The following is a 22,558-nucleotide window of genomic DNA, read 5'->3' as shown; positions in this document are numbered from 1 at the left end:
TTTACAAAACGCCAGAACTCGTAAAACACATAAGGGAATGCGAGGATCAGACCACCAATCAGTACCACGGAAAAAAACATGGATAACTGGCCGCCCACCGCAGTGTTTTGCATGGGCACACTGAAATCCTCGATACACATGGATTTGCCCAGACCCATGGCATTACCGATGCGGCACATCAGCCGGTAGGTAGGAAAATCGGAATGGGTAGGCCCCATCAGGATATTGCGTACAACAAACTTATTGTAAATGCCTACTACTATAGCGCCTACTACAATGGCGATCACGGAGCGGAACAGGTGTCCGCGCAGCACCTCCAGGTGGTCTACAAACGACATTTCGGCCTTGGTTTCGCCGGCAGTTCTATTAAACAGTTTCAAAGCCATCGGTTCAATCTACGTAAAAAGGTGGCGCAAAGATAATTGGCGGCGGAAGTTACCATAAAAAAAGACCCCGGTAGGAGTCTCGTTGGAAAAAGAACAAATATGCTGTTTGAAGTTTTTGGTTTTTGGTTTGTTGTTACCTCAAACCAAAAACTAAAAACCAAAAACTATTTAATTTCTAATGCTTTGTCAATCTGGAACATCAAACTTGCCCGGTGCGCCTTGGTTTCCTCGTTGGTGGAAACGGCAGTGGCCAGCTGGTTCTTGATCTTTCTCAGGGTATGGAAAGCGGCAGCCTTGGCAATATCGTCGTACGACATGCGGTCTTCCACAATGCCTTTCAGTCCCTGCACATAAGCGGTTTGCAGGTTCTGGCGGTACACATTTACATTACCCTTGAGGTCGGCGGCAAAGATGCCGGCCGTTACATCCTGCATCATGGCGGCTACGCTGTACTGGTTGCCGTACATGCGGGTGTTGGTCATGCGCTGCAGGGTAAGGGGGTGAAAGATATGCGCCAGTGCACCGTTGAGCTGCTGGTTTAGCATTATGCCAGTAACCTTGAAATCTTCACCTGTTGCAGGCTGGTTGAAGCCACGGCGCTGCAACTGGAGGTAGGCAAATACGGGTGCATCGGCGGCAAAGGCACTGGGCGCAAATACGTACTTGTTGAGCAGGGAAATGGCCCGCTTTTGCTGTGCCAGCGAAACCGGCGTAAAGGGTTTGTTCTTCGACTGCTGGTCGGGGAAAGAACGGTCTACATACACGCCGCCTACATAACGGCTGATGGCCGCAATCATGTTAAAGCGCTGGTTTTGCAAGGCATTGTAGCGTACCCGCAGCTCCTGGTAGCTCTGGCCTGGTTTGCTGTACTTGGCTACCAGTTTGGGCATCAGGTTGTTGACCAGTTTGAAGCGCTCTTCGGCATAGGCCATGGCATCGCTGGAAAGGTCGTTTACGTTTACGCGGGGGTCGATGGCCTTACCGGGCGAACGCATATCATCGCCGTCGTTGCCAAAGACCAGCTTGGGATCGGTGCTGCGCGACAGGATCTTTTTCAAACCTTCTTCTTCATTGCCTGCGGCAAAAGAAGCATAGCCATACTGGATGGCCCATTCATCGTAGGGACCTGCCAGGGTGGTGTAATAGTCGCCCTGCTTTTTGCGGTCGGCCGAAACGTTTACCGCGGGGTAGTCCATCACCGAGCCAATAAGACCGTATTTGCGGGTAAGTTCTTTATTGTTGATCTCTTTGGGGCTCCACATTTGGCTGGCCTTCATGTTGTGGTTGAGGCCAAGGGTATGCCCCATTTCATGCATGATGAGGTAGGTGAGAAACTGCTGGTGCATATCGCCAATTTCCGCAGGGCTGGCATCCATGGCTTCGAGGGCCGTAGAGGCGCTAACCATTTGCGCCTGCAACTCGCCTGCAATGGCGCAGTTGGCGGTATGGCTTTCCGGGATGGCCTTGATATGATTTTCAAAAGCCGCCTTGGGTTTTTCTGCGGTCAGCAGTTCGGCAATATTGGGGGTACCGCTGCCACTGGCCCATTCCACCGTAATATCAGCACCCAAAATCTGTCCGGTGCGGGGGTTGACAAAGGAAGGCCCGATGGCGCCATAGCTGGGGCTGGCCGAAGCCACCCAGCGGATCACATTATAACGGATATCGGCAGGGTCCCAAGTAGCGGTATCGGGCATGATCTTCATCTCCACGGCATTCTTGAAACCTGCCTTTTCAAAAGCCGCATTCCACTTCAGGCCTGCTTCCATGATCACCTGGCGGTACTCTTTGGGGGTGGTGTTTTCGATCCAGAAAACGATCGGCTCCACCGGTTCGCTCACAGCAGCTGTAGGATCTTTTTTCTTGAGGTACCAGCGGTTGATCATATCCTTATAGGGGGTAGCCTTAATGCTGGTCTGGTCGTTAACGGTTTGGGTAAAATAGCCCACCCTGGGATCGTCGCTGCGGGGCGTAAAGTCGTTTTGGGGCATTTCCATAAGCGAATGCTGCATCCGCACCCTTACGTAGCGGGCATCGGTGATGTCGGGGCCGCCCGATACAAAGGCCATTGGGTTATCGTAGGCCAGGTCCACCACTACATCGGTATTGTTGGGAAAGGAGCGTACCGCAGCATAGCGCGACTTCATGGGGTTGAGGCTGCCCAGGTTAAAGGAGGGCATGCTGAAGAAAGAAGGCTGCGCTGCCGGTTTAACGGGGTCCATTTTTTCTGAAAGAAAAAGCCCGTCGGCGGCAATGAGGTAGCCGGAAGAATCTTCCGCCGCTACTTTCTCGGAAAGCACGATGGCTTCGGGTTTGTCGGCATCCTTGCTCTTGCTTACGGCATTGGTGGAGTCGTAGTAAAAATTGGTATTTACCCTGCTCAGTTCCAGCCTGTCAAAAGATTTTTTGATGGTGAACACAAAATTGCTGCGGTGCATGCTTTGGTTCAGGAACAGCGCATTTGGTCCGTTGATGGAAAAGCTCTGGTAAATGTATTCCTTACCCAGCTGTTCTTTACGCACATACAACTGTACGGAGCCCGTAGCAGTATCCTGGAAAATGGTAAAAAGCCCTTCGTTTTTACGGCTGCTTTTTACCTTATCGGTAATGCCCGGCGGGGTAGCAGGCTTTTTGGGCTTTACTGTATCGGCAACGGCAAGGGGCGGCTGCACCTGCGGGGCTTTTTTCCCCTTCTTCTGAGCATTGCTAAAGGTAGACGCACAAAGACAGGCTACCAGGAGCAGGGATCGGGATGTCATATCGGCGGTTGATTAGCTTACAAGAATAAATTGAATCGGTGATGGGCGTTTCATGGTAAGGACAAACGGCTGGATGCTGGGGTAACCGGAAAAAGGCGTAGACAGCACTTGTGGACTGTAGTCGTTTCGACCCATTAAGTTATTGCATATTATGAAAAGAACTGCATGCATCTTCCCGTAATGCTCCATATCCGCTATACCTTCCGATTTGGCGGGTAAATTAGCTTAGAAAAGACGCATGTATTACACTTATCGGCCAACCTGCCTGCTTTATAGCCGAAAATAAAAAGAGCAGTTGCCAGCAGGCTTTTCGCCGGGTCAACTGCTCTCTCCTTAACTGTCTTTTCTGTCTTTCCCGGCTACTTCAAAATCTTCAGCTTCACCATTTCAATCCTTGTGTCGCTCACACTCAGTATGTCGAATTCGTAATCGTCCACAATGATGCGCTCCTTTTGTTGTGGAATGGTTTCGTGGTAGTTGATGATGTAGCCCGACAGGGTTTCGGAATCGGTATTGGGAAATTCGAGGTTGTATTTTTCGGATAAGTAGTCCAGCTCCAGCCGGCCCGAGAACATGTACTCGTTTTCAGAAAGGCGTTTTTCCACAAACTCTTCGCTGTCGTATTCGTCGTGGATTTCGCCAAAGATTTCCTCCAGTACGTCTTCCATGGTGACAATACCCGCCGTTCCGCCAAATTCGTCTACCACCCAGGCGATGCTTTTGCGTTCGCGGGTAAACTTGTTGATCAGGTCGGTGGCGCTCATGCTGGCGGGTACCGCAGGGATGGGCAGGAGCACATCCTGTATGGTTGTGGGCTTTTTAAACAGGTCGAGCTGGTGGATATAGCCAAGGATATTGTCGATGTTTTGCTCGTACACCACCAGTTTGGACAGCTGGGTATCGATGAATTTCTGTTTTACCTCCGCAATGCTGGCTTTGCTTTCGATGCCGATAATTTCCTTGCGGGGCACCAGGCACTGGCGGATTTTTATCTTGGGCAGTTCCAGTGCGTTCTCAAACAGGTCGGTGTTGAGCTCCTGGGGTTCATATTCATTTTCGTCCGACTGTTGGAAAAGGGTTTCCACATCAATACGGGAAAAAGCGTCCTTCTTTTCGTTTACCCTTACGTTGAACACGTATTGCAGCATCCAGTTGGAAATGCCGATAAAAAGCTGCGCAATAGGTTGGAGGATGCCGTAGAACAGGTTGATGATCCACACCAGCCGGGACAGCAGGGTGTTGGCCCTTGCCCGGAAAAAAGCGCGGGGAATAAATTCGGCGAAGATCAGTACGATGATGGTGGCAATAAAGATATCGGCGAAAATGGTGTACTGGCTTTGTTCACCCAGCCCGATGTAATTCCAAACGGGCTGCATCACCATCGAAAACATCAGGGCAAAACACACCAGGAAGATGGTATAGCCTATAAGGTTGGTAGCCAGGAAGGATTCGGGGTGCTGGAAGAGTTTGGCCAGGAGTTCCGCGCCGGGTTTCCCCTGTTTGCGCTTTAATTCCACGTTGAAGCGGTTGGCGCTGTAAAAGGCCATCTCAATGCCTGCAAAAAAGCCCATCATCAGGATGGTGACCACAAACCAGACTAGCGTAGGGACGACGATCATAATTTAAATTTAAGCAAACCAGTGATTTAAAGGATTTTAAAAGGATTGATATGACCTGTCCTTTTATACGGGAATACAAGATTCTTTACAAGAGGTTTTTAATAGCCCAAGTAGATTGTACGCTTCTCGGATCACCTTTCCCTTTAAATCCTTATCAAATCCTGCAAATCACCGGTTGATAAACTCCAGAACCAATCGTTCCGCTTCATCACAAGCTCTTTCCAGGTCGTCGTTCACAATCACATGGTGAAAGGAATGTTTGAAGGAAAGCTCGTAGGCCGCTTTGTTGATGCGGGCTTCCAGCGAATCTGCGGTTTCGGTACCACGGCTGTGGAGGCGGCGCTGCAACTCTTCGATGCTGGGCGGCTCGATAAACAGGGACATGGTACTTTCGGTAAACTGCTGCTGCACGTGTATGGCGCCTTTTACATCAATATCCAGCAGGGGCGTTTTGCCCTCGCTCCAGATGCGCTGCAGCTCTGTTTTGAGGGTGCCGTAGTACTTGCCTTCGTACACCATCTCCCATTCAATAAACTCCTCGTGCTGGATCTTGTTGGTAAACTCACTGGGGCTCATGAAGTAATAGTCAATGCCGTTCTTTTCGGTGCCACGCGGGTTGCGGGTAGCGGCCGAAATAGAAAAAGCCAGTTTGTCGGGGTGGTTGCCCAGCAGCCGGCGGGTGATGGAAGTTTTACCCGCACCCGACGGCGCGGTGAGAATGATGATCTTCTGTTGGGTATTGATGGTCATGATTGTGAATGGTGATCGGTGAATCTTCAATCGTCAAAACACCTTATGAGCGGGCAAAGTTAGCGGTTTGGGTGCCATTCCCGCCGTTCAGCCCTGATTGCCGCCACAGGGGTAGTTTCTCCTGTTCCCAACTTTACTTATGCTTCAATTTTGTAATAAATGGTACCTGCCGTTCTGCCGCTTTAGGGAACAGGCATACCGTTATAGAAACCTGGGCCCGGTATCCGAAGCCTTGCCGCTAAACTCCTAAACCATCCGACATCTAAACTACCAACGATGCAACACATCGAGTTTTTTCATACCACCCACTTTGAAACACGCTACCACCGCAAAAAGGCAAATGGTGCACTGGCGCAGTTTATCGATTTTTTTTGGGAAACAGATTTTGACCCGCTGTGGTCGCAATACCCGCAAGGTTTTTCCGATGCCCTATTCCCAAACATTGGGTACACTTACCTGATCAACCTGGGCACCCCCTTCGTGATGCAACTGGAAGAGGAGTCCTATCCTGTAAAAGGCGACGGATTTTTGCCACGCAACAAACATATGATCTGTCACCACCAGGTGGGCAATCGCATTTTTGGTATCAAGTTTAAAGTGTCACCGGTATTGTTTCAGAAAAAAGTCAATTTCCGCGAGTACCGCGCGTATATCTTTCCGCTGGCCTACCTGATCGACCGAAGGATTGTGGAGGCTGTAAAAAGCGCTCCCGATTTTGGCAAACGAGTAGCGCTCATTTCCAACTATTACAGCGAGATTATTGAACAGTACAAGGGTACCCTGCAGGCAGTATCTGTGGTTACCGATGTATTGGGGCAATGCACTTCGCGCCACCAGTTCGCTCCTTCTATTGACGCCATTGCACAAAAGCATGGCATCACTACCCGCACCCTGCAGCGCTACTTTGAAAAAGCAACCGGTGTCAGCAGCAAACAGGCCCTGCAACTGCTGCGCATCCGCAAGGCGGTAGAGGAACTGGTGCATGATGCGGCAGCTTTTGACTACCGCAGGTTTGGTTACTACGACTACAGTCATTTTTACAAACACCTCACAGCATTCCTGAACCACCAGCACATTGAGCTGGTAAGCCCGCACCTGAAGATCCGCAAGGTAGTGGTGTGAATGGGGCGTGGTTTTGCTGCGCCGATCATCTTATGCAAAAGACCACGGACGACTAGCAACAGGCAACGAAAGGAATTTTCCAAAGTCGTCTGTTGTCCGTCGTCCGTGGTCTATGGTCCATCGTCCACGTTCCATCGTCCGTCACCCTGTCATCAATTTCCTGCCCTCCTGGTCTCTTCTTCTGAAGCTGTGGTACGGCGGCGTGCCTGTTGCACTTTGCTATTGCCAAAGCGGTAAGTAAACGTCAGGCTGGCTACGCGACTGTCGCGGTAGGCATGCCAGTTCTCGATATAGCTGCCTTCGTATTCCACTCTTGCCCTGGGCCGGTTGGTCCAAAAGAGATCCGTGAAATTGGCCCGCAGGGTTCCTTTTCCTTTTATGATTTGTTTTTGCACGCCTGTTGCCAGTCCCCACTGCGAACGCACCACCATATACCCGTATTGGCCGCCCGAGTTGTAATTGGCATTCAGTTCTGCCTGCCAACCCTTTTTAAAAGTGAAGGTGTTATTGGTGCGCAGGTTGGCTGCCGGTTTGCCATTGCTCAGTTGTGCGCCACCCAAGTTGCCGCTAAAATGGTTGTAGAAAACTTCCGCGTTGTTCATCATGTTCCACCACGATGCAATCTTCACCGGCACGGTGGCTGTCAGTCCTATATAGTCGGAAGCCTTCAGGTTCACCGGAATCTGCACGGTAATGTTTGAGTCCTGGCCCGGTTTGATCTCAAAATTCGGTATCACATCCAGGATCTTCGACAGTACCATATTGTGCGGGTTGGTGGTATGACTATAACCCAGTGTAAAGTTTACCTGCTTAACGGTGTAATTGGCTTCATAACTCCAGGTAAACTGCGGCTTCAGGTTGGGCGAACCGGTTGAGTAGATCGTCGCATCAATCTGGAACAGGAATGGGTTAAGTTGGGAATAACCCGGCCGGTCGATGCGGCGGCTTACTGATAGGCCAAGGGTTTGGTCTTCTTTCAGCTTATAATTGAAGAAGGCACTTGGAAAGAGCTGGAAATAATCCATTTGGAATTTCTGGTCGTTCTTCTGCTGCCGGGTGCGCACATTGGTTTGCTCGCCACGCAGGCCTACCTGCAGGTTGAACTTCTTGTATTCCTTGCTCAGGTTCAGGTAAGCTGCATTGTTGTATTCCTTGTAGAAAAACCGGTTGGTTTTGGTGTCGTCCACAACGGTTTCATCGAGATATACATTGAAGAATCGGGCATCGTTGTCGGAAGAAACATAACTCGTTTTAAACCCAGTTTCCATCTTCACGCTGCCTTTTAGCTTTTGTACATAATCGGCTTTTGCGGTACGCAAAATCAGCTTGCCGGTCTGGTCGCCGTCCAATATGTCATCTTCGCGTTTGGGTGTGCCATTGAGGTTGTAGAAACGGCTGGCAGTACGGGTAAGCGAGCGATTATCGAACACACCATAGTCCACATCTGCAGTCAGCTCGCGGCCCGTGCTGTCGAAGCTGTGTTTGAAGTTGATATTGGCTACGGTGTTGCCAAAGCTGTCGTCGTTGGTGCCAATAGAAGTAAACATGAAATCGGGTTGGTACTGCGGGTCATTCACATCGGTTTTGATCAACGCAGTACGGCCAAACTTGTTGAAGTTGCTGTTTACCACAATCCCGATGATGCTCTTTTTTGAAGGAAAGAAATCGGCACCTACGCGGGTCGTATGCGCGTTCATCTGCATCACGGCATAATTGTCCTTATCATCCGACCCTTTGAATACGCCTTTTTCGTAAAAATTACGGTTGATAAAAAGGTGGTTCATTATTTGGCGGTACGCATAGTTGTAGTTGCCAAACAGGTTCACCTTTTTGTTGCGGTAATTAAACGTGGCGCCGCCATTTGCCTTTGGATAAATGCCCTGGCTGTATCCGGCAGTGAGCGTACCATTGGCGCCCAGTCGCTGGTCTTTTTTCATGCGGATATCAATGATGCCCGAGTTGCCTGCAGCGTCGTACCTGCTCGATGGATTGGTGATGATATCAATGCGCTCAATGGCATTGCTGGGCAGGCCTCTGAGGTAATTGGCGAGATCGGCGCCGGTCATGGGTGTGGGCTTGCCGTCAATCATGATGATGACACCCGAACGACCCCGCAAACTGATAATATCATTCTGATCGATGGTAACGCCGGGCGACCGCTCCAGTACATCAATAGCGCTGGAGCCGGCACTAATAATGGAGCTTTCCACATTCACCACAATGCGGTCGTTTAACTTTTGAATAAAAGGCTTTTTTGCGGTAACGGTCACGCCCTGCATCTGGGTGTTTTTTTGTGCAGCCAGTAGTATGGCGGGCAACTGTAATGGGGTACCTGCCTGCACCTGGAAAACTGCGGATAGGTATGGCTCGTATCCTACTGAACTTACCCGCACCAGGTAGTTGCCTGCAGCAGCCGACTCCCAGCTTGCAACACCGGTTTTATCCGTAATCGTTGCTTTTACAAGTGCCGAATCGCTGGCCCGCAACAGTTCAGCGGTTGCGTTTTCTATGGGCTGTTTGGCTGCTGTCTGTACCTGCACTTCAATTGTTTTCGGTGCCTGGGCAAAGGTTGTAAGGGTCAGCAGTAATAGGTTAAGGGCAAGGGCAAAGGCTTTCATCTTGTTGGTTTTGGTCAAAGCAAGAAGAAAGCGACAAGGTTTGGGACCTAAAGTAAAAGCAGCGGAAAAGGGCAGGGCTAAGTGGAGGATTTCAGTCGTTCTACGAAAAGTGTCGTGTCGTAAAATTACATGCAATTCAGGGGGATGCCGGGGAAACAGAAACGCCCTTTGAGATACCCGGTAGTATCGCAAAGGGCGCAAAGTTTTGACGCAAAGAACGCAGGGTTAAAACAGGCTGACTGACCAGGAAGCCGTGAGGTTAGCTCCTGCCGGCAGGTGGATGATGCCTTCTTTTTGGGTCCATTGCTGGTTATGGGTTACGCTGTCGGCAATACCGCACCAGGGCTCAATACAAAGGAAATCGGCTCCGGGAGCTGCCCACAATCCAAGGAAAGGAAAACCGGGAAAATCGAACTGCAGCCCACGTTCCGATTTTTCGGTGCGCAGGGTTACACTATCTGATTGCAGGTGTTTGAGCACCAGGGCATCTTTTGCAAACAGTTCTTTGTGCAAAGGCAGCTCGCTGGTGTTTTCCAGCAAGGCTTGTGGCGTGGTATCAATCAAGCCATCTTGGGTGATGGGCCAGCGGCCTGCATGTTCTGCTTTGTTGAATACCAGGCGGTAATCTTCATAAGCCAGCCCGGGCTCCAAGGGCAACCTGAATGCAGGGTGTGCGCCAACGGAGAAATAAAGGGGTTTTGTTGTGTCGGGGTTTGATACCTGGTAAGAAACTGCCAGGCGGTTGCCCTCCAGTTTGTAGGTGAGCGAAAAAACAAAAGCAAAGGGAAATACCGCTGCGGTAGTTTCATCGTTGCGCAGGGTGAAGCGGATGCTGTTGGCCGATTGGTCGCTTACTTCAAACTCGCGGTCGCGGGCAAACCCGTGGCGGGAAAGCTGGTAAGCTTGTCCTTCGTAGAAAAAGGTATTTTCCTTGAGCGTGCCTACAATCGGAAACAGCACTGGCGAGTGCTTACCCCACACCTCGGGCCTGGCATCCCACAGGTATTCCAATTGGTGCTGCTTGTGGTAAATACGGGTGAGCTCGGCACCCTTGGCTACGATGTTTACGAGCAGGATTTCGTTCTCCAGTGTGTACATAAAGCAAATGTAGGGCAAGCGGATTTCGGATGTGCGATTTCGGTTTTCGGAACTCCATTACAAAAAGAAGGCTTGCTTCAAGCAATAACTGCCGCAATCCCAAATCCGAAATCTATACTTCTTCAATTCAGCCCCAAAGAAAAAAGCCCCGGAGTTTGCACTCCAGGGGCTTTTTGTTTTTGCTTACCATAACAAAACTATCGGATCACTTTGGCTGCTTCGAAATTGCCGTTGGCATCGAATGCAAGACCATAACGGGTGTTATTGGCGTCTATTACTACCACATATCCTTTGATGGCACCATTGGCGCTGATGGTATATGCGCGGTTGAATACATATCCGGGATAGGTAGTGGTGAGGTAATTGGTGATGGCAGCGGGTAATGCGGCGGCTTCGATGGCGGCAGCCTTACCTTCACGTGCATTGAGCCTGATTCTTTTAAAGAAACTGCCTGTGGCGCTAAATGCGGTTGCATAAACACCATTGTTTACTGAAAGCAACAGGTAACCGCCCTGGTGTACTTTATATGCACGGGTAAGGGTGTCGGTACCATAAGTAGCACGAAAGAAGGTAGTGATGCCAACGGGAATATCAGCAAGTGCAACGGTATCCTGCATCAGTCCGCTGCGGCTTTGAAAGCGGCCACCCAGGTGCCATCCTTTACCACGTACGTCTTTTTTTTCCCTTTGCTCCAATACTTTTTTAAAGCTGCCATCTGCATTAAAGCGCAGGGCTACAGGTTTATCGTTGTAATAAATAATCACGATATGTCCTTTATTGCCATTATCATCTCCCTGTTCAACGATCTTGAATGCTTTTACAAAAGTATAACCGCTGTAGTTGGTGCTCAGGTAGGTTTTGATGTCGGCAGAAAGGTTGGCTTCGGCAACTGCTACTTTCTCATCCCGCTCTTTGCATTCGTGCAGTACATACACGGTATCATCATCACTGTTGTTGCCGCTGATGCCAGTGGTTTGTGGATTGGCCACAGCAATGGTTTGTGCATCAACGCTAAGGTCATTGGTTGCGTCGGAAGACTCTTTGGTGCAGGAAGTAAAAGCCAGGGTGCAGCAGGCCAGCAGGCCAAGAAGCCAGTTGATGTTTTTGATTGTTTTCATCTGGGTTTGTTTGTTGTGTTGGTTGTAAATTTTGCGTGCAGGCAGTTGGGCTGCCCTTGCAGCAATTACGGGTTTTCGGGTTTTAGGAATGTTCCCGCAATAAAAAGTTTAACAGTGCACCAGAAACTTTTTTGGAATTTTTTTCTCGGGACAGGCAGCATGTTTATATAAAGAAAATGATGCAATAGTAATTACGTTTGTTGCACTACGTTATACTTGATACTGTTGCCTGAATGGGTATAACCCACTTGTGAAAAAAAAAGCCCGTGCACTTGCACGGGCTTTGATGTACATGGTAAAAGATTTATACGCGTTTGATGTCTGCACCTAGTGCCTGCAGGCGTTGGTCAATGTATTGGTAACCGCGGTCGATCTGGTCGATATTTTGAATGGTGCTTTTGCCTTCTGCGCTGAGTGCTGCAATAAGCAACGACACACCTGCACGAATATCAGGTGAGGTCATGGAAATACCACGCAAGGGGTATTTCCGTCCCAGGCCTACAACCGCTGCGCGGTGCGGATCGCAAAGGATGATATTGGCACCCATTTCAATCAGCTTGTCCACAAAGAACAGGCGGCTTTCAAACATCTTCTGGTGAATGAGTACCGAGCCTTTGGCCTGAGTGGCCACTACCAGCACAATGCTGAGCAGGTCGGGGGTAAAGCCCGGCCAGGGATTGTCGTAAATGGTGAGTGAGCCGCCATCCAGGAAAGATTGTATCTCATAAAGGTCCTGTGCCGGCACATGTATGTCGTCACCCACAAAGTTCATCTTGATACCTAGTTGTTGGAACTTTTCGGGAATGATGCCCAGGTTTTCGAGGCTTACGTTTTTGATGGTGATATCGCTCTGGGTCATAGCTGCCATGCCAATAAAAGAGCCGATCTCGATCATGTCGGGCAACATGCGGTGCTCGGTGCCGCCCAGTTTTTCCACGCCTTCAATGGTAAGCAGGTTGGAGCCGACGCCGCTGATTCTGGCACCCATACGGTTGAGCATTTTACACAGCTGCTGCAGGTAGGGCTCGCAGGCAGCGTTGTAAATAGTGGTGGTGCCTTCGGCCAAAGCTGCAGCCATCACCACGTTGGCAGTGCCGGTTACTGAAGGCTCGTCCAGCAACATATAAGTACCCTTGAGCCCGCTGGTTTGCAGGTGAAAAAAGCCATCGCCGCTTTCATAATCAAAATGGGCCCCCAGCTTTTCAAAGCTGAGGATATGGGTGTCCAACCTGCGGCGGCCAATCTTGTCGCCACCGGGTTTGGGAATAAATGCCGTTTTAAAACGTGCCAGCATGGGACCTGCCAGCATCACGGAGCCACGCAGGCGGCCGCTCTTCTTTTTGAAAGCATCGCTTTGCAGGTAATCTACGTTTACATCATCGGCCTGGAAGGTGGCGGTATGCCGCTCGGTGCGTTCCACTTTTACGTTCATGTCCTGCAGCAGTTCGATAAGCAGGTTTACGTCGATGATATCCGGTATGTTGGCGATGGTAACTTTTTCGGAGGTAAGCAGTACAGCGCTAAGTATCTGCAATGCTTCGTTCTTTGCACCCTGCGGAATGATCTCGCCCTGGAGCTTCTTGCCGCCAATAACTTCAAATGATGCCATGTTAATGCCTGGATTTTTAAACCACGAAGGCACAAAGAAACGAAGTTGCACGAAGTCAGCTTCAGAATCCTGCACGCTTTATGATTACCCTTATTTGGTATTCCTATTAAAAAAATAAGTTGACTGACCTAAGACAATCAACTTATTCACGTATGTACGATGCAAGTTTACCCTTGTAGGTAGCGGGGATTACTTGAATCTTTTCTTATTGTTATTGTTGTTGTGCCGGTTGCCACCGCCGCCATTGTTGTTGCTGCGGTTGCCATTGTTATTGTTGCCGCCACCGCCACCATTGTTGCCATTGCTACGGCGCTGAAACTTGTGTTGTTTGTTGCCATAAGTATTGCCATTGCGTTCGCGGGTTTCCTGCTGCGGACGGAATGCCTTTACATAAGGCGTATTGGTAAACTCAAGCTGGCCGTTGGTGATGGCGCTCAGCTCGCCCTGAATGGCATCATCGTGCACCTGGTCTTTGTGCCAGTTGCTATACGCCAACTTCATATAATAGGCTACGGCATTGGCAAAGCCATTGCGCTTTTCGGGATTCTCTTCTTTCAAAGCCTTATCAATCACCAGTTCCAGGTTTTTACCCAGGTGTGAAAACTTAGGATAACGCTTGGGGTAGGGCAGGGGGTCGGGCTTGCTCTTCAGGGTTTCCCGTGTGGGGATGGGATAAGGTGACTCTACTTCCAGTTTGAAATCGGAAATAAGAAACAGGTGATCCCAAAGTTTATGTCGGAAATCTTCAACGTTTTTAAGGTGGGGGTTCAGAAAGCCCATGAGCTCGATAACGGCATGAGCCTGCTGTTGGCGGCGCACCGGGTCCTCAATGGAGAGCAGGTGCTCAACCATCTTTTGGATGTGGCGTCCGTATTCACGCATCACAAGATAATTTCTGGTGGTATTATACTCCATACTGGGCAAATGTAATCAGATACTAAGGTATTGAAGGGGATTTCGCAGATTTTTATCGCAGATGGAAAGATGGGATTGAATTTCGCGGATGGGTGTGTACCTACATGTTTCCTGCTTATTGCTCCTGTGAGCACTCATAAATGAAAAAAAATCAAGTGATGTATGTGTGAGATATCACATGTAATAAGGAAAAACGTAGCGTAAAAAGTAAATAATGAACTGGAGCATGAAAAAGCAATCAGTTCAATCCTTAGGCAGCCATCAGCAAGATCTTCTTTATCAATCAGCTTAATCAGCGATCCATAAAGAAAGGGGCCCCGAACCAAGGCCCCTTTTACAAGCCACCATCCTCTTCCACCTAAGAGGTCGTTTATAAGTATTTCGTAGTGTTAAGGGTGAAGCACGAATGCGTTCAATGGAAAAGAAACAAATATGGTACCAATTGGAAGGAAAGTTTAACAATAAGTAAGCAGGCTGCATGTGCTTATATTTTGTTGACATATCACAACACCCTTGATGATTTAACCGTAAAAACTAGGTAACAGTTTCCCCAAACTCGGCTTGCTGCTGCTCTGGATCAGGGGTTTGGAAGCGCAAAGCATGCAATGCTGCCTGTCCTATCTTTGGCCGCATGACGGTAGTCCTTTTCGCTTTGCTTGAGCCGGGTGAAGTTGCAGGTGGCCGGGAAGGTTGGCCGGAGCAACTGGTAACCCTTTTTACCCGGAATGATGCGCCTGCCAAGCTGGTACTGTTTACCTACGATAGCCACCATGCGGCAAGTGCTCATGAGCGGCTGCAGGTTGTGGTGTTGCAACGTCCCAGGTTCTTTTGGAGCCGATATCGGCAGCACCGCGCCCTTCGTGCGCAGGTTGCGGAACTTAAGGCTGACCGCGTACTGTTTTATGGTATATCGTCTTATGTAGCGGGTATGGCCAAGCCGGCTTTAATCCTTACGGCTGATGATTTCAGGAAAAAGCGGGTACTGCAACTACGCAAAAAGGCCTTTGCAGGGTTGCCTGTTTTTGTGGCCAACAAGCAGGCCCGTGAAAATGTACTTGGCCTTACGGGGAACAAGCAGCCGGTAACAGTAGTGTATGGCTGTTTGCCTGGCCGCAGCGTGGTGGAGCTGGATACGCAACTGGTAAAGGACCGTTTTACAGCCGGTGCCGAATACTTCCTGTACCAGGGTGCTCTGTCGCAAAAGGCCGAATTGATCAACCTGCTTAAAGCCTTTAGCCGGTTCAAGCGCCGGCAAAAATCGGGGTGGAAACTGGTACTTGTACCCGGCAAACCCGAACCGTTGAAAGACTTGGAAGACCTGCTGGCCACTTATAAATACCGCGAAGATGTGGTGCTGGTAGCAGCCCCTGCACCCGAAGTGGTGGAGTCCCTGTTTGCTGCTGCCTGGTGTTTTGTTTATCCTTCCTTACCTGGCTATACGCCAAATCCTTTGCTGCAGGCACTCGCCTGGCAGCTGCCCCTTATTGCCACCAATGCCTGTAAGGAATGGGTTGGAGCGGCAGGCCTTTATTTTGAACCGGGCGATGAAGTGGCCCTTGCCGACCATCTGATGTATATATATAAAGATGAAGGCTTACACCAGCGCCTCCGGGAAGCGGCACTGGCGGAGCAGGTGAAATTTAGCTGGCAGCCTCTGTTGTACTAGTTTGTTCAAAATGGAAATGCCGGATGGCTCCATGTATAGCAAGCTGCAATCATGCTAAACAAGGATGTATTCTTTTTATTGCCCTGGTTTTTGGGCTAAGGGTATGCATCCGCCATGCATAGGCGCCAATTGCCCTTAATCTCTAGCGGCTGCGCTGCTGCATCCTTTTATAATCCTGTTTATCACTGGTTCTTTTTTTACCTTCGCCGCTCAATTTTTACCGTAATGATCAAGTCGAGTATCGTAATAGATGTAGACCTGGATGAAAACCGGGTTCCTGAAAATATTGAATGGCGGGCTAGTGAAAGCACCGCCGAGGCACCCCAAAAGGCAAAAGCCATGATGGTGGGCTTTTGGGATGGCCAGGAAAAAACAGCCCTGCGCATCGACCTGTGGACGCAGAAGATGATGGTGGATGAGATGGCTGATTTCTACTACCAAACATTTATTACCATGGCCGACACCTTCGACCGTGCTACCCGCCAAACGGAGCTGGTAAACGAGATGAAGGCTTTTGCAAACAGCTTTATCGACAAGTTCCGCGAAATTCAGATGCGGGATAATAAGGCGAGCTAAAGGTGATTGGTGACTTGTGATTGGGTATTATTTAATCCTGATTATCCATTCACCACTCCCCGTTCACGACTGACGTTTCACGATCAAAAACAAGCATCATGAGTCTGGAAGTAAAAATCATGGAGCAGATGAAGGAGGCAATGAAGGCGAAAAACGAGCCTGTACTCCGCGGTCTGCGTGCCATTAAGGCCGAAATCATCAAGGCGAAAACCGAACCCGGCGCCAACGGCGCTATTTCTGAAGAAGGCGAAACCAAGCTGCTGCAACGCATGGTAAAACAGCGGCGCGATTCACTGGATATCTACACCCAACAGGGACGCCCCGACCTGGCGCAAAAAGAGCAGGAAGAAATTGCGGTGATTGAGCAGTACCTGCCCGCGCAGTTGGACGAGGCTTCGCTGCGTGCCGAACTGCAGGCTATTATTGCCGAGGTAGGCGCTGCTTCGCCTGCCGATATGGGTAAGGTAATGGGTGCGGCTACCAAGAAGCTGGCCGGCCGTGCCGATGGCAAAGCTATTTCCGCGGCCGTTAAAGACCTGCTCTCCAAATAATGTTTATCGACAGCATTGTAGCCGGCCTCCTGGTGCTGGCCCTGTTCAAGGGCTGGCGCAACGGGTTGGTGATGGCCATATTCTCTTTTCTTGCCGTAGTAGTGGGGCTTGCTGCTGCCGTCAAATTGTCGGCAGTGGCTGCCGAATACCTGGGGCAAAACGTTTCGGTGTCGGAGCGCTGGCTGCCTTTCCTGGCCTTTGCACTGGTATTTCTGGGCGTGGTGTTGCTGGTGAAGCTGGGCGCCCGGCTGATTGAAAAATCCCTGCAGGCGGTGATGCTGGGCTGGGCCAACAGGATCGGAGGGTTCTTGTTCTACGCCCTGCTCTACCTTTTTGTGTTTAGCGTGCTGCTTTTTTATGCCGCAAAACTCAATCTGGTGCAGCCCGCCACGCAGGCCGCTTCTACCACTTATCCCTACTTGTCGGAACTGGGACCTAAAGTAATCGACGGATTGGGCGTGGTACTGCCTTTCTTTAAGGATATGTTTACCCAACTGGAAGGGTTTTTTGAGGGATTGGCAAAGTAGATTTTAAGGTTATGATCCCGGTTTTCGGTAGTTGCTGACAGGTTCAGCGACTAAGCGGGCAATTCCTGTACAAATCTGAAATCCCACATCCGGAATGCTTCGATCCTGGTCCACAATTGTAGCCTTGCCTACACTGGAACACTTTTGGTGCCCTTTGGCCGGGAGCGGCCAAATGAGCTTTTTAATTGAAATCCGCTATTTTAGCAATCGGAAGAACAGTACATGCAATACGAAGTAAAGGAACATAACAAGTTCAGGTATATTGAGGAAGGACAGGGCGAACCGCTGGTTTTGCTGCATGGACTCTTTGGGGCTTTGAGCAATTTCATGGACCTCATTGAAGATTTCAAAACACAATACCGGGTGGTGGTACCCATGCTGCCGCTCTTTGAACTGGACCTGCTCCATACTTCGGTAAGCGGTCTGGCCAAGCATGTACACAAGTTTTTGGAAATGAAGGACCTCACCAAGGTACACCTGCTGGGAAATTCCCTGGGTGGCCATGTGGCCCTGCTGTACACGCTCAAGCATCCCGAGCGGATCAAAAGCCTGATCCTTACGGGGTCTTCGGGACTTTTTGAAAATGGAATGGGGGATACTTACCCCAAACGCGGCGACTACGAGTACATCCGCAAAAAAACGGAAGTAACTTTCTACGACCCCAAGATGGCTACCACCGAGCTGGTGGACGAAGTGTTTGGTATTACCAACAACCGCCTGAAGGTGATCAAGATCATCGCCCTGGCTAAAAGCGCCATCCGCAACAACCTGGGCGAGGAGCTCAATGCCATCCAGCAGCCCACCTTGCTCATCTGGGGTAACAACGATACCATTACACCGCCCTTCGTGGCACGCGAATTTCACAAGCTTATCCCGAACTCCGAACTACACTTCATTGATAAATGCGGCCATGCGCCCATGATGGAAGTGCCCGGTGAGTTCAACCTGATCCTTCATAAATTTTTAAAAAAACTGGCTGAGCCTGCAACAGTAGCCTGAGCTATCTTGTCTTCTTTGCAAAGGCCGTAACCATGTTAACCCGACAACTCATATCGAATTCCATCCCCTACCTGCACAAGGAGGACAAGGTTTATCAGGCTTTACAACTGATGAACGATTACCATGTTACCCACCTGCCGATTGTGGAGGAGGAGCGGTACCTGGGCATCATCTCGGAAGAGCAGTTGCTCCATTCCGATGATGAAAACCGGCTGGATGAGTTGCCGATGACAGACCCCGGCGGCACAGCCGTGGAAGCCAACGACCATTTCCTGAAAGCCATACAGGTAGCCGTGCAGAACAAGCTGAGCATGGTGCCTGTTGTGGAATCCCGCCAGATGGTGGGCATTGTTACCTACAACGACCTGCTGCGCAATACTTCGAGCTTCATGAGCCTCAACGACCCCGGCGCACTCATTGTGCTGGAGATGGAAAACAGGGCTTACTCTTTTACCGAGATCAACCGCATTGTAGAAAGCAATGATGCGCAGATTACCCAACTGAATACTTTCACCGATCCCGAAACCGGGCTTACACAGGTTACCCTACGGGTTTCAAAAACCGAGGTGTCGGCAATTGTAGCCACATTTCAGCGTTATGAGTACAATATCAAGTACTATTTTGGTGAGGAATTGTACCAGAATGAGCTGAGGGGCAACTTTGACAACCTCATGCACTACCTCAACATCTAAGCAAAAAGGCGGGTACAATATCTGTACATTATAGTGCAGATGGTTTATATTCATAGCCCCATGAATACGGTAAAGCATTGCTTGCTACTGTTTTGCAGCATCCTGCTGTGTTGCGCGGCCATTGCCCAGGAGGCAGATGGCGGTGAAACACTGCTGTATTCAAGCCGTGAAGAAATTCCAATGCAGGAACCTGACGCTTTGTTCCGGGTAAAAGAAATCCGGATCGAAGGCAACAAACACACCCGCAACAGCGCCGTTTACCGCGAACTTTCTTTTACTGCCGGCCAGGAAATGGCACTCAACAAACTGGCCGACGAGCTCGCCGAGTCGCGCAAGCGGCTGATGAACACCGGTATGTTCCTCGATGTGACGGTAACGCTTAGCTCGCTGCGCGGGTACGAGGCTTACGTAAAAATTGACCTCCGCGAACGCTGGTATATCTACCCCCTTCCTTTTGTAAAAATGATCGACCGCAACGTAGGGCAGTGGATGCGGGAAAAAGGCATGGACTTCAACCGGGTGAATTACGGCATCAAGTTTACCCATAAGAACTTCTCCGGCCTCAACGACAAGGCAACCCTCAATGTGACCAATGGCTATACGCGGGCTTTGGGTTTTTCCTACCAGGGATTGTTTCTGGATAAAAAAATGAAGTGGTCGGCAAGCCTGGGTGCCTCCATGGGTCAGAACAAGGAAATCAACTACAAGACGCAAGGCAATAAGCAACTGGCCTTTAAGGACGAAAACTTTGTTTACTCCTATTTCAATGCCTTTACGGAAGTGCGGTACCGACCGGCCATCTTTACCACCCACCGCTTTGGCTTCAGGTATGCCAGCCAGATGGTAGATGATACCATCATGACCATCAACCCCAGCTATACCTTTAACCACCAGCGGGTGCGCCAGCCGGAGTTGTATTATAATGTCGATTATTTCAACGTTGACTTTATTCCCTATCCTACCAAGGGGCTGATCGTAAGTGCCAGCGTGAGCAAAAAAGGTTTTAAAAGACCGCTGAATGTGTGGCAGATGAACTTGAAAACTTCTGCGTCCTGGCCCATAACGCCCAAAAGCTTTTTTAACCTGCGCACCGCCGGTATGCTTAAGCTGCCTTTCAAACAACCCGACCTCAACAAGTCGCTGATAGGGTTCAACGACATGTACATGCAGGGTTACGAGTACTTTGTGATTGACGGGGTGATGGGCGGTTATTCAAAAGCCACCATGGCCCGCCAGCTATTTAGTACCAATATTGGTATCCCGTCCGAAAGATTTCGCCGCCTGAACCACATTCCCTTGAAAGTTTACGCAAAGGTGTACGGCAATATGGGCTATGTGTACAACCCGCGTCCCGGCGATAACCCGCTGGCCAACCGGGTGCTGGTATCGGGCGGGGTGGGGTTGGACATCATCACTTTTTACGACTTTATCATTAAGCTGGAGTGGAGCTTCAACCAGATCGGTCAAAACGGTCTAAATTTGCACCGCAAAGATTATTTCTAAATCCTATAAGATTAAAAACCTGAGATAGGATTGGTTGTTCGTTTTTTGATCGAAGGTTCTGGTAGGTGCAGCCCGTAAGAAGGTTGTATTACAAAGTTCCGGGAACACACATCATCAATACGAAAACCATAAGCCTTACTCTTTCGCACTAAACAAAACATTTTGAAGGTCGCCATTTATAGCCGAGTGCTGGAACAAAGCCAGCAAAAAGACGTTCAGCTTTTTTTTGATGAACTGGAGCGCGAGGGTTTGATACCGGTGGTACACCAAAGTTTTATGGAGCAGATGCAGGGACATATCAGCCTGCCTGAAAATACCCGGACCTTCCTGTCTGCTGCCGACCTCTCCGATGATGTTGAATTTTTCGTAAGCCTTGGTGGCGATGGCACCTTGCTGGATGCCGTTACCCTGGTGCGCAACCGGCCCATTGCGGTAGTGGGTATCAATTTCGGCAGGCTGGGTTTTCTGGCTTCCATCGGCCGCGACGAGATGCAGGACGCCATCCGCTCCCTGGCCCGCCGCTCCTTTATTATAGATAAACGGGCGCTGGTACACCTCGATGCCAACCTGCCGCTCTTTGGTGATATCCCCTATGCCCTCAACGAGTTTTCCATCCACAAGCAGGATATCGCACCCATGATCAAAATCAGCACTTACCTCAACGGCGACCTGCTGAATAATTACTGGGCGGATGGTTTGATCCTGTCCACACCTACGGGTTCTACCGGTTACTCTTTGAGTTGTGGCGGCCCGGTGGTTTTTCCCGATGCCTGCTCTTTTGTAATCACCCCCATTGCCCCGCACAACCTCAATGTGCGGCCCATAGTGGTACCCGATAATGCCATTATTTCCTTTGAAGTGGAAAGCCGCTCACCCAATATTATCTGCGCACTCGACTCGCGCCGCGAAATTGTGGACAAAAGCGTATTGCTGGCTGTGCGCAAGGAAAGCTTTATGCTGAACCTGGTGCGTCTTAATGAAAATAATTTCCTGCAAACCCTGCGCAACAAGCTTAGCTGGGGGTTGGATAAGCGGAATTAAAGGAACAGGCTGATGGCCTGAAAGCTTTGGCCTGAAATTAGCTCATCCATATTTTTTAGGTCTCGGTTACTGGTGCTTCCGGATTGTAAACGCACTATTCATTTAATGCAATATCCCCCAGGGTTATACCAAAAACCACTTTTTTTCGTTTAGCATTAGTATTGTTAATTTGTTTTATGAGAAGACTGTTGGTGATCTTGTTGTTTGCTGTACCTTTTTTTGCCGGAGCGCAGAATCCGATTGTCCAGGAGGGTGAGTTTGGGATCGGGTTGGGCGGTGCTCATTATTTTGGCGACCTCAATACCCGGGCTCGCTTTAACAGGCCCAAGTTTGCAGGCGGGTTGTTTTTCCGTAAAAATTTCAGCAACTATATCGCTGTTCGCCTTGCGGCTAACTATGCCCGTGTTGGTTATTCTGATACCTATAATACCCGCAACGATTATATGCGCCGCCGCAACCTCAGCTTCAACTCCAATATCTGGGAGGTGGCCCTGCAGGGAGATTTTAATTTTTACCGTTTTCTGCCGGGCGAAGTGGGTATGAACTTTACCCCATATGTTACCCTTGGTTTGGGTCTTTTCAACTATGACCCTTATGCTTACCTGGGAGGCGAAAAATATTTTCTGCGTCCGCTGGGTACCGAAGGGCAGGGTAGTACCTTTTACCCCGACCGCAAGCCTTACAACTCCATGGCCGTCAGCATTCCTTTTGGTGTGGGTGTGAAATACGCCATCAACGACCGGATCAATGTGGGAGTAGAATTGGTACACCGCTTTACCAATACCGATTACCTGGACGATGTGAGTAAGACATTCGTGGAGCCTGAAGTGTTCCCGCTCAACCCTGATGGAACCCCTTCACCGGCATTGCTGCTGTCGGACCGGTCTTACGAAACCGGAACGCCCATTGGCGGCAAGGGGGTACAACGGGGTAATAGCCAGCAACGCGACCAGTTTGCCACCGCTACCTTCTTTATCTCCTTTAACCTGCAATCTTATAAATGCCCTAC

At 49.8% G+C, this 22,558-nt stretch carries 18 protein-coding genes and 1 pseudogene; 10 read left to right on the top strand and 9 right to left on the bottom strand.

Features of this window, described 5'->3' with window-relative positions; genetic code table 11:
* The 4 genes and pseudogenes from BUE76_RS24035 to gmk form a co-directional block, all read right to left on the bottom strand.
* Positions 1–338, bottom strand: a pseudogene (locus tag BUE76_RS24035) (twin-arginine translocase subunit TatC); the annotation flags it as partial.
* Between the two features lie 212 nt (positions 339–550).
* Complete coding sequence (locus BUE76_RS21015) at positions 551–3,145, bottom strand: zinc-dependent metalloprotease (protein ID WP_073044213.1); 2,595 nt, start codon at positions 3,143–3,145, stop codon at positions 551–553.
* A gap of 359 nt (positions 3,146–3,504) precedes the next feature.
* A complete protein-coding gene (locus BUE76_RS21010; protein WP_073044215.1) occupies positions 3,505–4,764 on the bottom strand; it encodes a hemolysin family protein in 1,260 nt (419 codons plus the stop codon).
* A 168-nt stretch (positions 4,765–4,932) separates the two neighbouring features.
* Positions 4,933–5,514, bottom strand: a complete 582-nt coding sequence (gmk, locus tag BUE76_RS21005) for a guanylate kinase (RefSeq protein ID WP_073044217.1) — start codon at positions 5,512–5,514, stop codon at positions 4,933–4,935.
* Positions 5,515–5,790: 276 nt separating this feature from the next.
* Here gmk and BUE76_RS21000 point away from each other — a divergent pair, with 276 nt between their 5' ends.
* Positions 5,791–6,636, top strand: coding sequence for a helix-turn-helix domain-containing protein (locus BUE76_RS21000; RefSeq protein WP_073044220.1), 846 nt, complete (start codon positions 5,791–5,793; stop codon positions 6,634–6,636).
* Between the two features lie 152 nt (positions 6,637–6,788).
* Here BUE76_RS21000 and BUE76_RS20995 read toward each other — a convergent pair whose 3' ends face one another.
* The 5 genes from BUE76_RS20995 to BUE76_RS20975 all read right to left on the bottom strand — a co-directional run bounded on the left by BUE76_RS20995 (position 6,789) and on the right by BUE76_RS20975 (position 13,994).
* Positions 6,789–9,254 (bottom strand): TonB-dependent receptor domain-containing protein, encoded by a 2,466-nt coding sequence (locus BUE76_RS20995; protein WP_073044452.1) that lies wholly within the window; start codon positions 9,252–9,254, stop codon positions 6,789–6,791.
* 225 nt (positions 9,255–9,479) lie between these two features.
* On the bottom strand, positions 9,480–10,352 hold the full coding sequence (locus BUE76_RS20990) for an aldose 1-epimerase family protein (protein WP_073044221.1): 873 nt from the start codon (positions 10,350–10,352) through the stop codon (positions 9,480–9,482).
* A 197-nt stretch (positions 10,353–10,549) separates the two neighbouring features.
* The gene (locus BUE76_RS20985; RefSeq protein ID WP_073044223.1) at positions 10,550–11,470 is read right to left on the bottom strand and encodes a PepSY-like domain-containing protein; all 921 of its coding nucleotides are present in this window, start codon (positions 11,468–11,470) and stop codon (positions 10,550–10,552) included.
* Between the two features lie 304 nt (positions 11,471–11,774).
* Positions 11,775–13,079: a UDP-N-acetylglucosamine 1-carboxyvinyltransferase gene (gene murA / locus BUE76_RS20980; RefSeq protein ID WP_073044225.1), complete on the bottom strand. Its 1,305-nt coding sequence runs from the start codon at positions 13,077–13,079 to the stop codon at positions 11,775–11,777.
* A gap of 189 nt (positions 13,080–13,268) precedes the next feature.
* Positions 13,269–13,994, bottom strand: a complete 726-nt coding sequence (locus BUE76_RS20975; RefSeq protein WP_073044227.1) for a DUF4290 domain-containing protein — start codon at positions 13,992–13,994, stop codon at positions 13,269–13,271.
* 631 nt (positions 13,995–14,625) lie between these two features.
* Between BUE76_RS20975 and BUE76_RS20970 the strand changes: the two genes are divergently transcribed.
* The 9 genes from BUE76_RS20970 to porG form a co-directional block, all read left to right on the top strand.
* Entirely contained in the window at positions 14,626–15,660 is a 1,035-nt protein-coding gene (locus BUE76_RS20970) for a glycosyltransferase family 4 protein (protein WP_073044229.1), read from the top strand.
* Between the two features lie 225 nt (positions 15,661–15,885).
* Complete coding sequence (gldC, locus tag BUE76_RS20965; RefSeq protein WP_173702666.1) at positions 15,886–16,236, top strand: gliding motility protein GldC; 351 nt, start codon at positions 15,886–15,888, stop codon at positions 16,234–16,236.
* A 98-nt stretch (positions 16,237–16,334) separates the two neighbouring features.
* A complete protein-coding gene (locus BUE76_RS20960) occupies positions 16,335–16,787 on the top strand; it encodes a GatB/YqeY domain-containing protein (protein WP_073044231.1) in 453 nt (150 codons plus the stop codon).
* A complete protein-coding gene (locus tag BUE76_RS20955; RefSeq protein ID WP_073044233.1) occupies positions 16,787–17,314 on the top strand; it encodes a CvpA family protein in 528 nt (175 codons plus the stop codon). The genes BUE76_RS20960 and BUE76_RS20955 overlap by 1 nt, the downstream gene beginning before the upstream one ends.
* A 222-nt stretch (positions 17,315–17,536) precedes the next feature.
* A complete protein-coding gene (locus BUE76_RS20950; RefSeq protein ID WP_073044235.1) occupies positions 17,537–18,313 on the top strand; it encodes an alpha/beta fold hydrolase in 777 nt (258 codons plus the stop codon).
* Between the two features lie 32 nt (positions 18,314–18,345).
* Positions 18,346–19,005: a CBS domain-containing protein gene (locus BUE76_RS20945; protein ID WP_073044237.1), complete on the top strand. Its 660-nt coding sequence runs from the start codon at positions 18,346–18,348 to the stop codon at positions 19,003–19,005.
* Positions 19,006–19,065: 60 nt separating this feature from the next.
* On the top strand, positions 19,066–20,508 hold the full coding sequence (locus tag BUE76_RS20940) for a POTRA domain-containing protein (protein ID WP_158070014.1): 1,443 nt from the start codon (positions 19,066–19,068) through the stop codon (positions 20,506–20,508).
* A 162-nt stretch (positions 20,509–20,670) separates the two neighbouring features.
* Complete coding sequence (locus BUE76_RS20935; RefSeq protein ID WP_073044241.1) at positions 20,671–21,549, top strand: NAD kinase; 879 nt, start codon at positions 20,671–20,673, stop codon at positions 21,547–21,549.
* Between the two features lie 176 nt (positions 21,550–21,725).
* A partial coding sequence (gene porG, locus BUE76_RS20930) for a type IX secretion system protein PorG (protein WP_076026753.1) occupies positions 21,726–22,558 on the top strand: 833 nt, incomplete at its 3' end.

This window comes from Cnuella takakiae (assembly GCF_001953305.1).
GTDB classification, from domain to species: domain Bacteria; phylum Bacteroidota; class Bacteroidia; order Chitinophagales; family Chitinophagaceae; genus Flavisolibacter; species Flavisolibacter takakiae.
The sequence above is the reverse complement of the archived record's forward strand: the minus strand, read 5'-3'. Positions and strand labels throughout refer to the sequence as shown.

Coding starts and splice junctions, on each gene's coding strand:
- BUE76_RS20945 (WP_073044237.1), top strand. CDS start 18,346: ATGTTAACCCGACAACTCATATCGAATTCCATCCCCTACCTGCACAAG.
- BUE76_RS20975 (WP_073044227.1), bottom strand. CDS start 13,994: ATGGAGTATAATACCACCAGAAATTATCTTGTGATGCGTGAATACGGA.
- BUE76_RS20995 (WP_073044452.1), bottom strand. CDS start 9,254: ATGAAAGCCTTTGCCCTTGCCCTTAACCTATTACTGCTGACCCTTACA.
- gldC (WP_173702666.1), top strand. CDS start 15,886: ATGATCAAGTCGAGTATCGTAATAGATGTAGACCTGGATGAAAACCGG.
- BUE76_RS20960 (WP_073044231.1), top strand. CDS start 16,335: ATGAGTCTGGAAGTAAAAATCATGGAGCAGATGAAGGAGGCAATGAAG.
- BUE76_RS21010 (WP_073044215.1), bottom strand. CDS start 4,764: ATGATCGTCGTCCCTACGCTAGTCTGGTTTGTGGTCACCATCCTGATG.
- BUE76_RS20955 (WP_073044233.1), top strand. CDS start 16,787: ATGTTTATCGACAGCATTGTAGCCGGCCTCCTGGTGCTGGCCCTGTTC.
- BUE76_RS20940 (WP_158070014.1), top strand. CDS start 19,066: ATGAATACGGTAAAGCATTGCTTGCTACTGTTTTGCAGCATCCTGCTG.
- BUE76_RS20985 (WP_073044223.1), bottom strand. CDS start 11,470: ATGAAAACAATCAAAAACATCAACTGGCTTCTTGGCCTGCTGGCCTGC.
- BUE76_RS20990 (WP_073044221.1), bottom strand. CDS start 10,352: ATGTACACACTGGAGAACGAAATCCTGCTCGTAAACATCGTAGCCAAG.
- BUE76_RS21015 (WP_073044213.1), bottom strand. CDS start 3,145: ATGACATCCCGATCCCTGCTCCTGGTAGCCTGTCTTTGTGCGTCTACC.
- murA (WP_073044225.1), bottom strand. CDS start 13,079: ATGGCATCATTTGAAGTTATTGGCGGCAAGAAGCTCCAGGGCGAGATC.
- BUE76_RS20950 (WP_073044235.1), top strand. CDS start 17,537: ATGCAATACGAAGTAAAGGAACATAACAAGTTCAGGTATATTGAGGAA.
- BUE76_RS21000 (WP_073044220.1), top strand. CDS start 5,791: ATGCAACACATCGAGTTTTTTCATACCACCCACTTTGAAACACGCTAC.
- gmk (WP_073044217.1), bottom strand. CDS start 5,514: ATGACCATCAATACCCAACAGAAGATCATCATTCTCACCGCGCCGTCG.
- BUE76_RS20970 (WP_073044229.1), top strand. CDS start 14,626: ATGACGGTAGTCCTTTTCGCTTTGCTTGAGCCGGGTGAAGTTGCAGGT.